The 16,245-nt window shown below is 59.9% G+C and carries 13 protein-coding genes and 2 pseudogenes; 10 read left to right on the top strand and 5 right to left on the bottom strand.

What is annotated here, in order from left to right; translation table 11 throughout:
• Window positions 1-36 precede the first annotated feature (36 nt).
• The 4 genes from HT578_RS09190 to istB (HT578_RS09175) all read left to right on the top strand — a co-directional run bounded on the left by HT578_RS09190 (window position 37) and on the right by istB (HT578_RS09175) (window position 5,287).
• Window positions 37-2,490: a TonB-dependent receptor gene (locus HT578_RS09190; RefSeq protein WP_213503719.1), complete on the top strand. Its 2,454-nt coding sequence runs from the start codon at window positions 37-39 to the stop codon at window positions 2,488-2,490.
• A gap of 41 nt (window positions 2,491-2,531) precedes the next feature.
• Entirely contained in the window at window positions 2,532-2,912 is a 381-nt protein-coding gene (locus HT578_RS09185; RefSeq protein ID WP_213503718.1) for an NAD(P)-binding protein, read from the top strand.
• A 117-nt stretch (window positions 2,913-3,029) separates the two neighbouring features.
• Window positions 3,030-4,523, top strand: coding sequence for an IS21 family transposase (gene istA, locus HT578_RS09180; RefSeq protein ID WP_011950768.1), 1,494 nt, complete (start codon window positions 3,030-3,032; stop codon window positions 4,521-4,523).
• Window positions 4,520-5,287 carry an IS21-like element ISSsp5 family helper ATPase IstB gene (gene istB / locus HT578_RS09175; RefSeq protein WP_007686288.1) on the top strand — a complete coding sequence of 256 codons (768 nt, stop codon included), beginning with the start codon at window positions 4,520-4,522 and terminating at the stop codon, window positions 5,285-5,287. The genes istA (HT578_RS09180) and istB (HT578_RS09175) overlap by 4 nt, the downstream gene beginning before the upstream one ends.
• Window positions 5,288-5,408: 121 nt before the next feature.
• Here the strand turns inward: istB (HT578_RS09175) and HT578_RS22210 are convergent.
• Window positions 5,409-6,103, bottom strand: a pseudogene (locus tag HT578_RS22210) (transposase); the annotation flags it as partial.
• 306 nt (window positions 6,104-6,409) lie between these two features.
• Here HT578_RS22210 and HT578_RS09160 point away from each other — a divergent pair.
• The 6 genes and pseudogenes from HT578_RS09160 (at window position 6,410) to HT578_RS09135 (ending at window position 12,252) form a co-directional block, all read left to right on the top strand.
• Window positions 6,410-6,802 carry a Rieske (2Fe-2S) protein gene (locus tag HT578_RS09160; RefSeq protein WP_213503716.1) on the top strand — a complete coding sequence of 131 codons (393 nt, stop codon included), beginning with the start codon at window positions 6,410-6,412 and terminating at the stop codon, window positions 6,800-6,802.
• Window positions 6,803-7,049: 247 nt separating this feature from the next.
• Window positions 7,050-8,553, top strand: a pseudogene (istA, locus tag HT578_RS09155) (IS21 family transposase).
• Window positions 8,550-9,404, top strand: a complete 855-nt coding sequence (gene istB / locus HT578_RS09150) for an IS21-like element helper ATPase IstB (protein ID WP_213503715.1) — start codon at window positions 8,550-8,552, stop codon at window positions 9,402-9,404. Before istA (HT578_RS09155) ends, istB (HT578_RS09150) begins: the two are co-directional and overlap by 4 nt.
• A gap of 56 nt (window positions 9,405-9,460) precedes the next feature.
• A protein-coding gene (locus HT578_RS09145; RefSeq protein WP_422394393.1) for an IS3 family transposase occupies window positions 9,461-10,614 on the top strand; the annotation gives its coding sequence in 2 pieces (ribosomal slippage) (window positions 9,461-9,716 and window positions 9,716-10,614; 1,155 coding nt in all).
• 2 nt (window positions 10,615-10,616) lie between these two features.
• Window positions 10,617-11,714: an aromatic ring-hydroxylating oxygenase subunit alpha gene (locus tag HT578_RS09140; protein ID WP_017184822.1), complete on the top strand. Its 1,098-nt coding sequence runs from the start codon at window positions 10,617-10,619 to the stop codon at window positions 11,712-11,714.
• Between the two features lie 7 nt (window positions 11,715-11,721).
• Window positions 11,722-12,252 (top strand): aromatic-ring-hydroxylating dioxygenase subunit beta, encoded by a 531-nt coding sequence (locus HT578_RS09135; RefSeq protein WP_239026569.1) that lies wholly within the window; start codon window positions 11,722-11,724, stop codon window positions 12,250-12,252.
• A 493-nt stretch (window positions 12,253-12,745) separates the two neighbouring features.
• Here HT578_RS09135 and HT578_RS09130 read toward each other — a convergent pair whose 3' ends face one another.
• From HT578_RS09130 to HT578_RS09115, 4 genes are all read right to left on the bottom strand, one after another.
• Window positions 12,746-13,327 carry a class I SAM-dependent methyltransferase gene (locus HT578_RS09130; RefSeq protein WP_017184819.1) on the bottom strand — a complete coding sequence of 194 codons (582 nt, stop codon included), beginning with the start codon at window positions 13,325-13,327 and terminating at the stop codon, window positions 12,746-12,748.
• Window positions 13,328-13,456: 129 nt separating this feature from the next.
• Window positions 13,457-13,612 carry a type II toxin-antitoxin system YafQ family toxin gene (locus HT578_RS09125; protein ID WP_081490969.1) on the bottom strand — a complete coding sequence of 52 codons (156 nt, stop codon included), beginning with the start codon at window positions 13,610-13,612 and terminating at the stop codon, window positions 13,457-13,459.
• A 32-nt stretch (window positions 13,613-13,644) separates the two neighbouring features.
• A complete protein-coding gene (locus HT578_RS09120) occupies window positions 13,645-14,643 on the bottom strand; it encodes a helix-turn-helix domain-containing protein (protein WP_095687518.1) in 999 nt (332 codons plus the stop codon).
• A 169-nt stretch (window positions 14,644-14,812) separates the two neighbouring features.
• Window positions 14,813-15,805 carry an XdhC family protein gene (locus HT578_RS09115; protein ID WP_017184816.1) on the bottom strand — a complete coding sequence of 331 codons (993 nt, stop codon included), beginning with the start codon at window positions 15,803-15,805 and terminating at the stop codon, window positions 14,813-14,815.
• Window positions 15,806-16,245: the final 440 nt, after the last annotated feature.

Here is a 16,245-nt window from a genome sequence, read left to right as displayed (position 1 = left end):
CCGGCGACCGATAGTGCGCCCTCTAACGAAATTGTCGTGACCGCGCAGAAGCGCGAACAGTCTATCAATTCCGTGGGCATGTCGATCACGGCTGCGTCCGGCGACACCCTGTTAGCCCGAGGCGTGACCGGCCCCGCTGACCTCACGCGTGTTGTTCCGGGCTTCACGTTCACCGCTTCGGGCTATGCGACGCCGGTCTATACGCTGCGCGGCGTCGGCTTGTATGAGTACAGCTTCGGCGCGTCGCCGTCCGTGGCGCTGTACCAGGACGAATTCTCGATTCCTTTTCCGACCATGAGCCTTGGCCTCGGGCTCGACGTGCAGCGCCTGGAGGTGCTCAAGGGACCGCAGGGCACATTGTATGGTGCAAGTTCGACCGGCGGCGCCATCAACTATATCTCCAACAAACCGACCGACACGCTGGCTGCCGGCGGTGATCTGTCCTATGACAAGTTCAACAAGCTCGACGTTTCCGGCTTTGTCAGCGGCCCGCTGTCGTCCACACTCAAGGGCCGCATCGCGGTCCGCGCGGTTCAGGGCGGCGACTGGCAGTACAGCCTTTCTCGCCGGGAAGACAAGAACGGTGCGAGCCGGCAGCTGATCGGGCGCGCCATTCTCGATTGGGAGCCGACGAACAACGCCAGGTTCGAGCTCACGCTTTCGGGCTATCAGGACAAGTCGGATACCCAGCAGGCGCAATTCATCTCCAACCAGCTCAACATTGTCCCGACAGCTGGATTCATCCCGGCTGGAGCCACGCGGAGCAATCCGTTCGAGGTGGTCAATCCGGCCGCCTATGCCGCGTTCACGAACCCGGCGAGCCCGAACTTCGACGCGAGCCTGGCTGCTCGGCAGGCGAAGGTCGCCGGTCGCATCGGCGAGCCGGGCACGAACTCCTATCTCGGCATGACGCCGATCGGCCTTGGCGACAACGCGCGAGTGGCAGAGTGGAGCCCTGAGTGGCCGCATCAGATGAACGATCGCATGTTCCAGGCTGCGCTAAGATCTTCAGTCGATCTCAGCGATACGCTGACCTTGACCTCGCTGACTTCCTACATTGATCAGAAGATCAACAGGGCGCAGGACAATGATGCGACCTTGGCCACGGCGCTTCCGGTGCGGGTGTTCGGCGGCGTCGAGTTCTTCAGCCAGGAATTGCGGCTGGCCCACGACAGTGAGAGTGTCCACCTCGTTGGCGGTGTCAACTATGACCACGCCAGCGTCGACGACACCCAGCGGTCCCTCAGTGCCTTCGACCTTTCCGTGGGTGAAGCACTGCCAGGCCTGCGCTTCACTGAAAACAGCCATGAGCTTAAGCAGAAGATCTCGAACTTCGCGGTGTTTGGAAATGCCGATATCGAGGTTGCGCCCAACCTGACCCTGCAGGCAGGCGCCCGCTGGACCAAGTCGAAGCGCGATGCCGCCTATTGCGGTTATGACCTGACGCCGGAGCAGCTGTTCTCGAAGACGTTCGGTAACGCAGACGTGGTTCCGGGCTTCGGCTTCTACGATCTGCAGACAGCGTTCGGACTCAATCCGGCCGGTCACGTGGTCGTGCAGCCGGGGCAGTGCATCGCGCTTAATGATAGTCCGACGGCGGGGGCCGACCTCTTTCGTCCGGCGATCACCCCGATTGAGAGATCTCTTAATGAAGACAATGTCTCCTGGCGGTTGGGCGCGAACTACAAGTTCGACAGCGGAACCCTGGTTTACGTCAGTGCCAGCCAGGGTTACAAAGCCGGCGTCTTTGGCAATGCTGCGGCTACTGCACAATCGCAGTTCCAGCCGGCAAAGCAGGAGCGCCTGCGCGCCTATGAGTTCGGCTTCAAGGCACCTCTGCTTAACCGCCGTGCCCAGTTCAATGCCGCGGCATTCTACTACGACTACGCTAACAAGCAGGTTCGTGCTAAAACTTCGGATCCAGTGTTCGGACTGCTGGAGAACATTCTCAACGTGCCTAAGTCCAAGGTCCTTGGGGTCGAGGCCGAACTTCAGCTCTACCCCGTCGACGGTTTGAACATCTCGCTGAGCGGTTCCTATCTCGACTCCAAGGTGAACGGCAAGTTCGACAAGACGATTGCCGGCCTCGCGATCTACAACCAGGCAGGTTACAAGGGGGACTACAACGGCTCGACTCTGCCATTCACGCCGAAGTATTCGGCCGTTGTCGATGCGGAATACAAGTTCCCGGTTTCGGCCAGCACGGAGACGTTCTTCGGTGGCACCTTGACCTACCAGGACAAGACGAATGCCACGTTTGAAACGGCGGTGCTGAAGGCGGACGAGTATCGCATCCCGGCCTATGCGCTGCTTGATCTGCGAGCCGGTATTCAAAGTGCTGACGGGAGCTGGAAGGCGTCGGTGTTCGGCCGGAACGTGGGCAACAAGACATATGCCACCACGATCTTCTCCGGCAGCGACGTGCTCTACCGCTACACCGGGCGACCTGCCACTTACGGCGTCTCGCTTACCGTGCGCTACGGAAATTAGAACCACTCGGCAGAAAGTTCCGAGTAGAAAACAAGGATGAAATGGCAGTGGATATGAAGAAAAGCGCCAGCATCGCGGTTCTGGGTGCTGGCGCCGCCGGACTAGTGATGGGTTACAAGCTGAAAGCTGCGGGCTTCGAGAATTTCACAATTTTCGAGAAGGACGATGCGGTCGGCGGAACCTGGAAGCGTCACAATTATCCCGGATTGTGCTGTGACGTTCACAGCCATATCTACAGCTATTCATTCGATCGGAACCCTAACTGGAGCTCCACTTTTCCCCGCAGGGATGAGCTTCTGGCGTATTTTTCCGGCTTTGCGGAAAAGCACGGGCTCATGCCTTATGTCCGCCTTCGCACCGCAGTGACGAAGGCGGACTATAATGAGGGCGAAGGCACATGGACGCTTTCATTCGATGGGTGAGAACGGCGGAGCAATATTCGACCACGGTAGCGGCGGGATAGTCCTGCTGCGGGCGGCGTAAAAGTCGTCCACCTTGAAGCCTTTCTGCCGAGTCAGGGAGGTGTGGGGATCTACAGCGTGGAACTTTATCTTCAGGTCCGTCTGGCTTGCGCGGATGGCATGAGCCAACGGGCGGCGGCGAAGCGTTTCAATGTGTCGCGCGAAACGGTACGCAAGATGCTGTCGTTTTCATCGCCGCCGGGTTACCGGCGCCAGTCCGTACCGCAGCGCCCGAAGCTGGACGGGTTTGTGGCGATCATTGATGGATGGCTTGAGGGTGACCGCAGTGTCCCGCGCAAGCAACGCCATACGGCGAAGCGGGTATTCGACCGTTTGCGCACCGAGCATGGTTTCACCGGCGGCTATACGATCATCAAGGATTACATCCGGGAGCGCGAACAGCGCAGCCGGGAGATGTTCGTGCCGCTGGCGCACCCTGCGGGAGATGCGCAGGCCGATTTCGGGGAAGCGCTGGTGGAGATCGGCGGGGTGGAGCAGAAGGCCTACTTCTTCGCGCTCGATCTGCCGCACAGTGATGCCTGCTATGTGCGGGCCTATCCGGCGGCGGTGGCGGAGGCCTGGGTGGACGGACACGTGCATGCCTTCGCGTTTTTCGGCGCGGTACCGCGCTCGATCGTCTATGACAACGATCGCTGCCTTGTGACGAAGATCCTGCCCGACGGCACGCGGCAGCGTGCCACGCTGTTCAGCGCTTTCCTGTCACATTACGTGATCCGCGACCGCTATGCTCGCCCGGGCAAGGGGAACGAGAAAGGCAATGTGGAGGGGCTGGTAGGCTATTGCCGGCGCAACTTCATGGTGCCGATCCCGAAGTTCCCGACCTGGGAGGCGTTCAACCTGTGGCTGGAGGAGCAATGCCGCAAGCGCCAGCAGGACAAGGTGCGCGGGCAGAGCGAGACGATCGGTGAGCGGCTGCAGCGCGATCTCGCGGCCATGCAGCCTCTGCCCGCTACACCCTTCGAGGCCTGCGATCAGAAAGGCGGGAGGGTCTCCTCGCAATCCCTGGTGCGCTACAGGACCAACGATTATTCGGTTCCGGTGGCCTGGGGCCATCAGGAGGTCTGGATCAGGGCCTATGTCGATGAGGTGGTGATCGGCTGCCGCAGCGAAGTCATCGCCCGTCATCCTCGTTGCTATGCCCGCGAGGAGGTTGTCTTCGACCCGCTCCATTATCTCCCGCTGATCGAGCAGAAGATCAACGCATTCGACCAGGCTGCGCCTTTGCAGGGCTGGGACCTGCCCGAAGCGTTCACGACACTGCAGCGGTTGATGGAAGGGCGCATGCACAAACATGGCAGGCGCGAATATGTGCAGGTACTGCGCCTGCTGGAAACGTTCACCCTCGCCGATCTCCAGGCGGCGGTCGAACAGGCCATCGATCTTGGCGCCATCGGCTTCGATGCCGTCAAGCACCTCGTCCTGTGCCGGATCGAACGCGTACCGCCCAGGCTGGACCTGGACGTCTATCCCTTCCTGCCACGCACCACGGTCGAGAAGACCTTTGCCAGAGCCTATCTGAGCCTGCTCTCCGACCGGCAGGAGGCCGCATGAGCGATCAGGCCCCGGAGATCCTTCTCGCTCACCATCTCAAGGCGCTCAAGCTGCCTACGTGCCTGCGTGAGCATCACAAGCTCGCGCGGCAATGTGCCGCTGAAGGCGTCGATCATATCCGCTTCCTCGCCCGCCTCGTCGAGATGGAAATGATCGACAGGGAGCGTCGCATGGTCGAGCGGCGCATCAAGGCCGCGCGCTTCCCCGCCGTCAAAAGCCTCGACAGCTTCGACTTCGCCGCCATCCCCAGGCTCAACAAGATGCAGGTGCTCGAGATGGCGCGCTGCGAGTGGATCGAGCGGCGTGAGAACGCCATCGCTCTGGGGCCATCAGGCACCGGAAAGACGCACGTAGCGTTGGGGCTCGGACTGGCAGCATGCCAGAAAGGACTGTCGGTGGGCTTCACCACCGCGGCAGCGCTGGTCAGCGAAATGATGGAGGCCCGCGACGAGCGCCGTCTTCTGCGCTTCCAGAAGCAGATGGCCGGATACAAGCTGCTCATCATCGACGAACTGGGCTTTGTGCCGCTCTCCAAGACCGGCGCCGAACTGTTGTTCGAGCTGATCTCCCAGCGTTACGAACGCGGCTCCACCTTCATCACCAGCAACCTGCCCTTCGACGAATGGACCGAAACCTTCGGATCTGAGCGTCTCACAGGCGCGCTCCTCGATCGCCTGACCCATCACGTCAGCATCCTCGAGATGAACGGCGAAAGCTATCGCCTCGCGCACAGCCGGGCCCGCAAGGCCAAAACCAGACCCTGAAAATTACACCAATGCCGGGGGGAGTGGCCCTCGGGCTACGCCCTCACGCCACTCCCCCCGGCATGTAACACGATGGCCTGGTTTTACGCCGCCGAATGGCCGACTTTTGCTCCGCCGTTGACATCCGGAACTTGCGTCCGTTGCGCGTCTTATCCTCGACGAAGTCGTAAGACCACACATGCCCGCGATGCTGTGGCCGCAACCTTATACACGACCCATCGCCCAGCCAGAGCCGACGTCGTTTCGGTTGCCTCTTCGGCACTTTAAGACCCTCCCGCCGCCAGATGCGTTCCACTACCGACAAGCTGACCTGCCAGCCTGCATGGCCGAGCAAGGCATGGATACGGCGATAGCCGTACCGGCCATAATCCCTGGCCAGCGCGATGATGTCGGCCGTCAGATGCCGTTCGTCGGCATCATCCTTGGGACGATGTCGCTGCGTTGAACGATGCTGAACCAGAACACGGCAGGTCCGCCGCTCCGATACCGGAAGAACCCGGCGGACCTGCTCGATCGCTTCACGGCGACGGGAGGGACTCAAAAAGTCAGCTTCGACGCCTCTTGCAGGATCGCCTTGTCCAGCGCCAGATCCGCAACCAGCTTCTTCAGCTGCGCATTTTCCCGCTCCAGATCCTTCATCCGACGCACCTGGTCGACCTTCAGGCCACCATATTCCTTACGCCACCTATACAGCGTCTGTTCGGCAATCCCGATCTGCCGACAAGCCTCGACGGCGGTCCCGCCTCGACCGACAATCACATCCACCTCACGCAGCTTCGCGATGATCTGCTCCGGCGTAAATCGCTGACGTCCCATATATTTCTCCAATTCTTATGCCCTCTCGGGCTCTCTCCAGAATTGGACCAATTTTCTCAAGGCAGACCAATTCCAGGATTGCGGTTCATAATTCGCTTTCGAATGCGCGATCAATATATTCCAGAGAATATAGCAATTCATGGTCCCCGTCTCCAGCTGGATTGGGCACCGGGACATAATTGGAAGGCCGCTCGGATAACATAGCTGGCGCGACTGCTGATATAAGCGTCTTCGCGTACTTCCCTCCGCATGGTCCTGGAGAGCCGGGTCAGTCCCTGGAGACAGGCTCTGCGGCATGGAGGAAGCATGAAACAATTCGTGCCCGCAAGTGGGCATCGCGCAGGGAGACGCCGCGTGAACATACATCAAAGAACGATACCCCGCGATGACGGCACGGTGCTGGAGGATCTGTGCGACCGGGTCGAGAGAGGCTTGGAGCGTGGCACTTTGCCCGTGGAAGTGTTTGCGGACGATGCGGTGTTCCGCGCGGAAGTAGACCGCATTTTCACGCGCGCCTGGGTGTTCGTGGCGCATGAAAGCGAGTTGCCCAAGAACGGTGATTATGTGCTGCGCAAAATCGGGCTCGACAATGTCATCGTAACTCGCAGTTCGAAGGGCGAGTTCAGCGTCCTGCTCAATCATTGCTGGTCTGCCTTGAGAAAATTGGTCCAATTCTGGAGAGAGCCCGAGAGGGCATAAGAATTGGAGAAATATATGGGACGTCAGCGATTTACGCCGGAGCAGATCATCGCGAAGCTGCGTGATGTCGCGCGACATTCAGGTTGAGAAAGCGCGACAAACAAGATGAGAATCTTGCGTTCCGGGATTGGCGAAGGGCGTAGCCCGTAGCCGATGCCGGAACGCAGGGGGCGCCTTTTGAAGGGTGCCTGTGATGGTCGTGGTGGTCGCTATGCATTGGGTTTTCCTAGGGAGGAGGACCTGACGTGTGGCGGGCCGACACATCAACGATCATCAGGTGAGACTTTTCATGACCCACAGACGTAACGATCCCGTCGCCCTGGCGGCGGCCAAGGCCGGTTTCAGCCCGGCGACAGGCTACCGGGTGCTGCAGGATGCGCGCCTGCCTTCTCAGCGACAGGCGCCGCGCGGCCGACGGCGGCCTGATCCGCTATCAGGCATTTTCGAAGAAGTCGTCGTGCCGATGCTGGAGGCCGCCCCCGGTCTTCGTCCTGTCGCGATCTTCGAGGAACTGCGCCGCCGGTACCCGGATACCGAGTTCGGCTCACGACGAACCACGGAGGCGTATTCGCGACTGGCGCGCTCTGAACGGCGAGGATCGGGAAGTCATCTTCAGGCAGGTTCATGAACCGGGACGGCTCGGCATGTCCGATTTTACGTGCATGAACGATCTGGACGTCGCCATCGCCGGGGCCCCCTTGGATCACTTGCTCTATCACTTCCGCCTGCCTTGCGGTGGCTTTGAACATGGGCACGTCATTCTGGGCGGCGAGAGTTTCGTCGCCCTGGCCGAAGGGCTGCAGAATGCGCTCTGGTCTGCTGGCGGAGCGCCCAGGCTCCACCGTACCGACAGCTTGTCGGCCGCCTTCCGCAACCTGGACGCAGATGCGAAGGCCGACCTGACCAAGCGCTATGACGCCCTATGCGCCCATTATGGAATGGAGCCGACGCGCAACAACACAGGCATTGCCCACGAGAACGGTGCGATCGAGAGCGCCCACGGCCATATCAAGGCTGCAGTCAAGGACGCGCTGTTATTGCGCGGGACCACCGACTTCACCGACCTTGCCGCTTATCGCCGCTTCATCGACGAAGTCGTGACCGCAAGGAACCGGCGCCACGGTCCCGGCATCGATGCTGAGCGCAAGGCGCTGCAATCCCTCCCGAACGCACGGACTACCGATTACGAGGAAGTCCTCGTGACGGTGACGTCCTCGGGCGGCTTCACTCTGCGCAAGGTGTTCTACACGGTCCCCTCGCGCCTGATCGGACATCGCCTGCGCGTGCGCCTTTACGACGACCGTCTCGATGTCTTCATCGGCGGCACAAGGCTCATGACCCTGCAGCGCGGCCGCGCCGGTGTGAACGGTAAGCACGGCCACGTCGTCGATTATCGCCATGTCATTCATTCCCTGCGGCGCAAGCCGATGGCGCTACGGGGATTGGTCTATCGTGACAGCCTGTTCCCCCGCGCGCCCTACCGCCTCATGTTCGAGCACTTGCTGGAAGCTGTGGGCGAGAAAGAAGCCTGCCGGATCATGGTCGAGCTTCTGGCCATGGCCCACGAGCGCGCCTGCGAGGCGGAGCTCGCCCATATCCTGGAGGAGGACCTGGCAATCCGCAGGACCCCATGCCTGTCGGCACTACGGGCCCGCTTCAGCCCCGATCCCGCCACTTTGCCCGAAGTCGTGGTCGAGATGGTCTCGCTCTCGATCTACGACGGGCTGATCGAACAGGGAGAAGCGGCATGAGCACGGCTCCTATGATCGACGCACAGCGCCTGGGCCTGATGCTCAATGAACTGCGCTTGCCAACCATCAAGCATATCTGGGGAGATTTTGCGGCCCAGGCGGACAAGGAAGGATGGCCCGCGAGCCGGTTCCTTGCAGCCCTTGCCGAACATGAACTCGCCGAACGCGATCGCCGCCGGATCGGGCGTCATCTGGCTGAAGCCCACCTGCCGGCAGGCAAGACGTTGGACTGCTTTGCGTTCGAGGCCGTGCCGATGATCTCAAGGCCAGTCATGGCCCTGTGCGCCGGCGATGGCTGGCTCGACCAGGGTTCCAATCTCATCCTGTTCGGCCCGCCAGGCGGCGGCAAAAGCCATCTGGCGGCGGCGATCGGCCTGGCGTTGGTGGAAAATGGCTGGCGAGTGCTGTTCTCCCGCACCTCTGACCTCGTCCAGCGTCTGCAGGTCGCTCGCCGCGAACTGACGCTGGAATCCGCAATCGCCAAGCTCGACAAATATCATCTGCTCATTCTCGACGACTTTGCCTACGTCTCACGCGATCAGGCGGAAACCTCCGTCCTCTTCGAACTGATCAGTGCCCGATACGAGCGCAGATCCTTGCTCATCACCGCCAACCAGCCCTTCGGTGAATGGAATCGCGTCTTCCCGGACCCGGCAATGACGCTCGCTGCGGTCGACAGGCTCGTGCATCACGCCACGATCTTCGAGATGAACGTCGAAAGTTATCGCCGGCGCACGGCTCAGGCCCGCCGCACCGGGGCTGGACGTCCTGCCGCCTACACCACTCCGAAAGTCCTCGAGACCATCCGCGACAATCAGGATGAGAACGAGGTCCTTGCCAGCGACAATTAAAATCGGCACTGAATGACGCGCCGCGACAATCACATTCTCATCCTGATTGACGCGCAATCCTCATCCTGTTTGTCGCGCTACAGCGTGAGGTGGATGTGATTGTCGGTCGAGGCGGGACCGCCGTCGAGGCTTGTCGGCAGATCGGGATTGCCGAACAGACGCTGTATAGGTGGCGTAAGGAATATGGTGGCCTGAAGGTCGACCAGGTGCGTCGGATGAAGGATCTGGAGCGGGAAAATGCGCAGCTGAAGAAGCTGGTTGCGGATCTGGCGCTGGACAAGGCGATCCTGCAAGAGGCGTCGAAGCTGACTTTTTGAGTCCCTCCCGTCGCCGTGAAGCGATCGAGCAGGTCCGCCGGGTTCTTCCGGTATCGGAGCGGCGGACCTGCCGTGTTCTGGTTCAGCATCGTTCAGCGCAGCGACATCGTCCCAAGGATGATGCCGACGAACGGCATCTGACGGCCGACATCATCGCGCTGGCCAGGGATTATGGCCGGTACGGCTATCGCCGTATCCATGCCTTGCTCGGCCATGCAGGCTGGCAGGTCAGCTTGTCGGTAGTGGAACGCATCTGGCGGCGGGAGGGTCTTAAAGTGCCGAAGAGGCAACCGAAACGACGTCGGCTCTGGCTGGGCGATGGGTCGTGTATAAGGTTGCGGCCACAGCATCGCGGGCATGTGTGGTCTTACGACTTCGTCGAGGATAAGACGCGCAACGGACGCAAGTTCCGGATGCTCAATATCATCGACGAGTTCAGCCGCGAATGTCTGGCGATGGTGCCGCTGCGACGGTTCCGGTCCAACGACGTGATCGACGTGTTGGCCGACCTGTTCATCGAGCATGGGCCGCCTGAACATATCCGGTCCGATAATGGTCCCGAGTTCGTCGCCCATGCGGTGCGAGAGTGGCTGGGTCGGCTCGGTGTCACCACCCTCTACATCGAACCCGGCAGCCCCTGGGAGAATGGATATATCGAGAGCTTCAATGCCCGCCTTCGCGATGAACTGCTCAATGGCGAGATCTTCTACAGCCTGGAGGAGGTCCGCTGCGTCACGGGCTGGTGGCGCGAGCATTACAACCGACTGCGCCCACACAGCAGCCTCGGCTACCGCCCTCCAGCCCCGGAAACAGTCAAGATGCCAGCCTGGCCGCTCGGCTCCGCTACGCTCCGCCTCCCGCCCAGGCTGGCATCAGAAATCCAGATCAGCTAACTATGCAACCGGACCAATCATCGCGGGCAGTCCATTGCCCGCATCGCGGCAGCCATGTGTGCCAGGAAGACTACGGCAACGCCTCCCATTTCAAATGCCCCTATCATGGGTGGGTTTTCAAGAACGACGGCAGCTTCGTCGGCGCTCCGGAAATGCAAGCTGCCTATGGAGGCCGGCTCAATGCTTCTGAATGGGGCCTGCGGCGTGCGCCCAAGGTGGACAGCATCCACGGATTCATATTTGCTTGTCTGTCGGAAGAGGCCGAGAGCCTGAGAGACTATCTAGGCGGTGCCGCCTGGATGTTCGATGCGATCTTTGGCCTTCATCCCGACGGCGTCAAAGCCCTTGCTCCCCCGGAGCGCTTCATCCTGCACGCCGACTGGAAGAGCGGTGCCGAAAATTTCGTGGGTGACACCTACCATATCGGCACGGCGCATCACTCCGTAACATTGACGGGCTATCTGCCTGGCGACGTGCGCGAGGGCGGCCAATATGCGCACGGCTTCCTCTTTGAAAACGGTCATGAGTTTCTCGGTTACCGGCTACCCGAATGGTTTGGTCCTCCTTTCAAATATTGGGGTTTTCCCGAGGAACTCGCCAGCCAGTTCGACCTTAGCGCCTTGGATGAGACGCAAAGAGAGCTGCTCGTGACTGTTCCTCCTTCTGTCGGGACGATCTTTCCTAACTTCAGCTATTTGCGGATGCCCGAACCACCGGGGCCGGGAGAGTTTCCGATACCGAATACTGACATCCGGGTGTGGAGCCCGATCGCACCCGGCGTAATGGAAGTCTGGCACTGGCAGTTCAACTTTGCCTTCATGCCGGAGGAATATCAGCGCAAGGCTTACCTATCCGGTCAATATACCTTCGGCGCCGGCGGCATCTTCGAGCAGGACGATATGACGATCTGGGAAGGCGCGTCCAAAGCCGCACAGAGTCCGTGGAACCGCAAAGTGGGCGCAGAACTCAACTATCAACAGAAGCGTCCCGAACCGAATCCGGACTGGAAGGGACCAGGGCAATTCTTCGACACCTATTATGGTGAGTATCTCCAGGCCGGCTTCTGGAAACAGTGGCTGAAAATGATGCGGAACGGGTGAGGTCGACATGAAAACTATGCTCATGGAAAGGTCGGTTGGGTCGACGATGGAAATGTCTCATCTCGCTTCACGGTTTCTTTCGCTGGAGGCGAAGCTGCTGGATGAACGCCGTTACGATGAGTGGCTCGACATGCTCGGTGACCAGATAACATATGAGGTCCCGATCCGCCTTTCACGCCGCGAGTTTGTCGATGAAACCAAGAGCGGCTGTTACCATATTTGCGACAACAAGGAGTTGCTGAAGCTTCGCGTCGCGCGTTTCCATTGTGGGGAGGCCTGGGCGGAACGCCCGGCATCGCGGACGCTGCGTGTTGTCGGGAGTGTCCTCGTCAATCCAACGGATGAGGAGGCGATATTTGAGGTCGATAGCGCCCTTCTGCTTTGCCGCCAGCGCAACTCTGATCGTCCATGCGATACAATCGCCGTACGGCGATCCGACAGGATTTCACTGGGAGCGGAAAGGCCGCTGCTGCTGAGCCGTCGGGCAATTCCTATTGACACCGTCTTGCACACGCCCAACCTGAGTGTCTTCGTCTGACGACCCGAGCGCGTCACACTTAAATCTTTGCTGCCGTGAGACTTCCCTTCTCGCAAGCATGGCGAGCGCCTGCAATCCTTTCATAGCTGGGAGTTGCGGGACGTGCCTAAGGGCTCGAGAAGTTAGATATGGAGAGATGTTCTCATCATATCTTCAAGGCGGGCTGGTCGATCTGCCGGACGATGATCGCGCCAATGCGCTGGCTCTGTGGCATCGCAGAGGCAAATGCACGTTCGAGGCGGAACAGGGAACCGCGAGGGGGTGACGGAAAACCCGGTGATCGGCGTTGTCTTGCATTTTGCCAATCCGGCAGCGTTTGTCGTGCGATCTCCGCCATCCCGCCGGGGTAGGTCAGACATGGGACGGAATTGATGTGTTCGCCGGCGTCTTGAGTTTTCCCGTTCCTCCATGTTCGATGGTACATTTTGGGAATTGGCAATTGTGAACCGGTTTGGGAAAAGCGGAGCCCGCCTTCGAGATCGTTGGGGGCGCGTTAAATGGGTTTAACCGCCTCGTAGTAGTTGTTCCCGCCCTCATCGGAATGGCAGTGTGCCAAACTGAGTCCTACTATGGCGAGATGCGCCGCATAGGCGTCCGCTCCTAGCGACATTGATGTGCGGCCGGTCAGTGTATCACTCCATTCGCAAACCTCGCGCGGGGCGCTGAACAGAAATCGTCCGCCCGGTTCCAACACGCTTGCCGCATTACTGAGAAGCTTCCGCTGGTCGGCCGCATGAAGCAGGAAGACGAGGCCGATCGATACGGCACCGACAAAGGTGCGGCCAAAGAAGTCACTGTTCTGCACTGGTTCACAGGCGGCAGGCATGTCAGGCAGCTGACGCCGGTAGGCCGAGATAAGTGAAGGCGACGCATCGATCCCCCAGACAGAGAAGCCATCGTCTACCAATGCTTGGGCAATTGGCACGCCGGACCCGCACCCTATATCGAGTATAGCGGCTGATGAAGGCAGACTGTCCCGCGCCCAAGATCGGACTAATGTCACACCGATCTCCGAACGGATAGCCATGAACCGCTCAGCGACGGCATCCCAGCCAGCGGAATGGTCGGTCGTCATGTTGTGCCTCCCCGATCAGTCAGTGTTATTAGAGTATCAGCGATTTGCCTGCGCCATTCCTAAAACTATCATCTTCGGGAAAGCAGGGAATTGTAACGGGAGTTGGATGACTCCCGCCATACGCGGGCATCACCATCCCAATTCCGCGTGCGATCCCAAGCGCACAAGCTGAAAGGTTTCATCGTCAGGCGTAATATGGCAATCCCGGTGGTCGTGCCAGTCGCTGTTCAGCGCATGGTCGCGGTGGCGCGGCGCCAATGGCTCGTCATGCGCCAGCGCCTCGATGACGGGATCACGGCAGCGTCCTGCCGATCAGGTCAGGCATCTTCGGGTTCGGCGGCAAGAGCAAAGTGTCGGTATTCGCTTGGCGGCATGCCGCGGGCGGCTCGGAACTTGCGTGAGAAGTGGGCGCCGTTGGCAAAGCCACATTGCAGGGCGACTTCCTTGATGCTCAATCGACGGCCATATGGCCCCAGCATCCGCATGGCCAGATCGATCCGCATGCCATCCAACTCACGCCGGAACGAGGTGTCGGCTTTGGCAAGCAGGAGATTTAGGTAACTTCTCGAGATGCCCACGTCATTCGCGATCTCCCTGGGCGACAAGCCTTCCTCGTTCAATCTTTCGCGCATCGCCTGGCGGATCCGTGTGAGCGTTTTTGCCTGGTGATGCGAAATATCCGAAATCGAAGGACCGATTGCGAGGCGAACGAGGCTTACGATCTGCTCGGCGAACTGCGAGGCCGGCTGCAGGCTCAGATGGTCCCGGCCGGAGGCCTGCAGGGCGCCGATATAGGCAGCCAGTGCCTTGGACCAGTGGCCCTCGGCATCGATCTTGCGCGCGCTTACATCCTCGACATTGGGGATTTGGCTCGTAAGGAACCGACGTGGAATTCTGAAAGTCTGGACCGCAATGGGGTCGTTGAAGAGATAGCTGAATGGCGAAGCGCTATCGCTGAGGAACATGTCCCCTGGCCCAACGATATCCTCACGGCCAAATTGATAGAATTTGAGATAACCGCTTTTGATCGTGTTAATCAGAATATCGTTACAGCTGTCATCGACGATATATTCTGGGGTGCGCTCAAAAGTATGGGGAGAAACCTTTATGTCGAGCAGGTCGAATTCATCGAATGAATGCCTTTCGATCCGACCGAGAAAATCATCTTGCGCCCGGGAATGAATGTTGACCCGGCAAAATGTGGCTAGCACCGCGTCCTGCCAGAAATTCAGGTTCGCGTGTCGCTCCTCCCCGGGAGTCTCCCATATGCTCCGATGGTCTTTCATCGATTGCTCCCGCCAGACTTCTTTCCTCATGGAAGGCGTCTTGTGCTCGTTGCGCCCCACAGCCTCGTGCAATCAAGCTGAAGCCTCGGGGCCGTAAGGCGTGACCATAGCATATATCGGCAAAGGGTCCTAAGCGAGCCGGCATAATGCGCTATGGAGCGCGCAAGCTGACCCTCTGCCTCCCGGCAGTTCCGAAACATCAGGCTGCCGGGTTGATTTGGCTTTCCGGTGCACGCGCGCTCAGATTGCGCGACTGCATGATCTCGGCAACGATCGAAACGGCGATTTCCCAAGGCGTCTTCCCGCAACCAGCGATACCGATTGGCGCGTGGATCCGGGTTAGGTCATGTTCGCCGAAACCCGCTTTTATCAATCGGTCACGTCTCGATCCGATTCTTGAGCGGGCCCCGAGGACACCGATATACCCGGCGCTGGAGCGCAGGGCCGAAGTTACGACATCGTCGTCGACGACATCGTCGTGCGTGACCGAAACCACAGCGGTCCAGGGATCCGGGCTCATCGCGTGCAACGTGGCCGCAGGAGCGGTTCTCAGATAGGTCAACCCGCCGATTGGAGGCGTGGTCCCAGGTCCGTTTCCGCGAATCAGATAGGTTTCGAAACCCGCATCGGAAGCCAACTTTGCCAGAGCCAGTGCGGTCGGATCTCCGCCGACAACGACTAGGCGACTTTTGGGGTCGTAGCGAAGGCTATATTTCGTCCCATCCGCGGCCCAGGTGGGGCAATCGGGGGGAGCTGGTTCGACTGTGCGGGCATAGCCGTCACTACGCCACAGAGCGGGTATTCGAGCTACCTCAAGGCGCAGCAATTCGGCGACCGCGGGTTCCTCGGAATCGATGGATTCGAGGAGGATTTCTATGGTTCCGCCACAAAGAAGCCTGATGTCGATCCAGGGGCTTCCCTGTCCGTAAAGCAGTGTCTTGGGAGTGCGATCGCGGAGCACTTCAGCGGCATGGTTGGCCACATCCGCTTCCAGGCATCCTCCGGAAAAATAGCCGCCGGCCCGATCCTGATCGAACACCATCTGTGTTCCTGCTGGACGCGGCGAAGAGCCGACGAGGCGTGTGATCGTTCCCAGGACGACATTGCGATGCTGCCGGCGGGCGCTCTCAAGGCACGGGCGGATATCGGAAATCCAACCGAAGGTAGGCCAATCATTGCCCTCAAGCTGCATGCGCCCCTCCCCGTGCCAAGGATTCACGCGCTATACTTCTTGGTCCTTTGACAGCCGATGGCTGCTTGTATCGGTCCCTCCAAAGCCCTCTGCTTGACGCAGCCCAACGCCGCCATCGCAGGAGCCCCCTATGATATGCTCGGCCGCTTGGACCGGTGATGGGGGAGCTATGAAGAGCATGGGTACGAACGGTGCGCAACGATGTGATCGCGCCCGCCGCTGAAGCTGGGGCAAACTCGGCGGATGGAATTCCCCACTTTTCTATGAAAACCCCATCTTGTCCGATCGATAAAACAGCATTGGCATCCGCCTGATCCACTCGATTACACTCTTTTGAACGCCATGGCGATCGCATCGCCGCGCTCTGGAATGCTGGTCCACCGATCGAAGCGAGCAGTTGCTTCTTTTTCCGGTTTCCGTCTCCATTTCGCGGCTGAAAA

The organism is Novosphingobium decolorationis (genome assembly GCF_018417475.1).
GTDB lineage: Bacteria > Pseudomonadota > Alphaproteobacteria > Sphingomonadales > Sphingomonadaceae > Novosphingobium > Novosphingobium decolorationis.
Note: the sequence above shows the minus strand (reverse complement) of the source record. Positions and strands in the feature narration are given on the sequence as shown.

Coding starts and splice junctions, on each gene's coding strand:
- HT578_RS09185 (WP_213503718.1), top strand. CDS start 2,532: ATGGCAGTGGATATGAAGAAAAGCGCCAGCATCGCGGTTCTGGGTGCT.
- istB (WP_007686288.1), top strand. CDS start 4,520: ATGAGCGATCAGGCCCCGGAGATCCTTCTCGCTCACCATCTCAAGGCG.
- HT578_RS09160 (WP_213503716.1), top strand. CDS start 6,410: ATGAAACAATTCGTGCCCGCAAGTGGGCATCGCGCAGGGAGACGCCGC.
- istB (WP_213503715.1), top strand. CDS start 8,550: ATGAGCACGGCTCCTATGATCGACGCACAGCGCCTGGGCCTGATGCTC.
- HT578_RS09140 (WP_017184822.1), top strand. CDS start 10,617: ATGCAACCGGACCAATCATCGCGGGCAGTCCATTGCCCGCATCGCGGC.
- HT578_RS09135 (WP_239026569.1), top strand. CDS start 11,722: ATGAAAACTATGCTCATGGAAAGGTCGGTTGGGTCGACGATGGAAATG.
- HT578_RS09130 (WP_017184819.1), bottom strand. CDS start 13,327: ATGACGACCGACCATTCCGCTGGCTGGGATGCCGTCGCTGAGCGGTTC.
- HT578_RS09120 (WP_095687518.1), bottom strand. CDS start 14,643: ATGAGGAAAGAAGTCTGGCGGGAGCAATCGATGAAAGACCATCGGAGC.
- HT578_RS09115 (WP_017184816.1), bottom strand. CDS start 15,805: ATGCAGCTTGAGGGCAATGATTGGCCTACCTTCGGTTGGATTTCCGAT.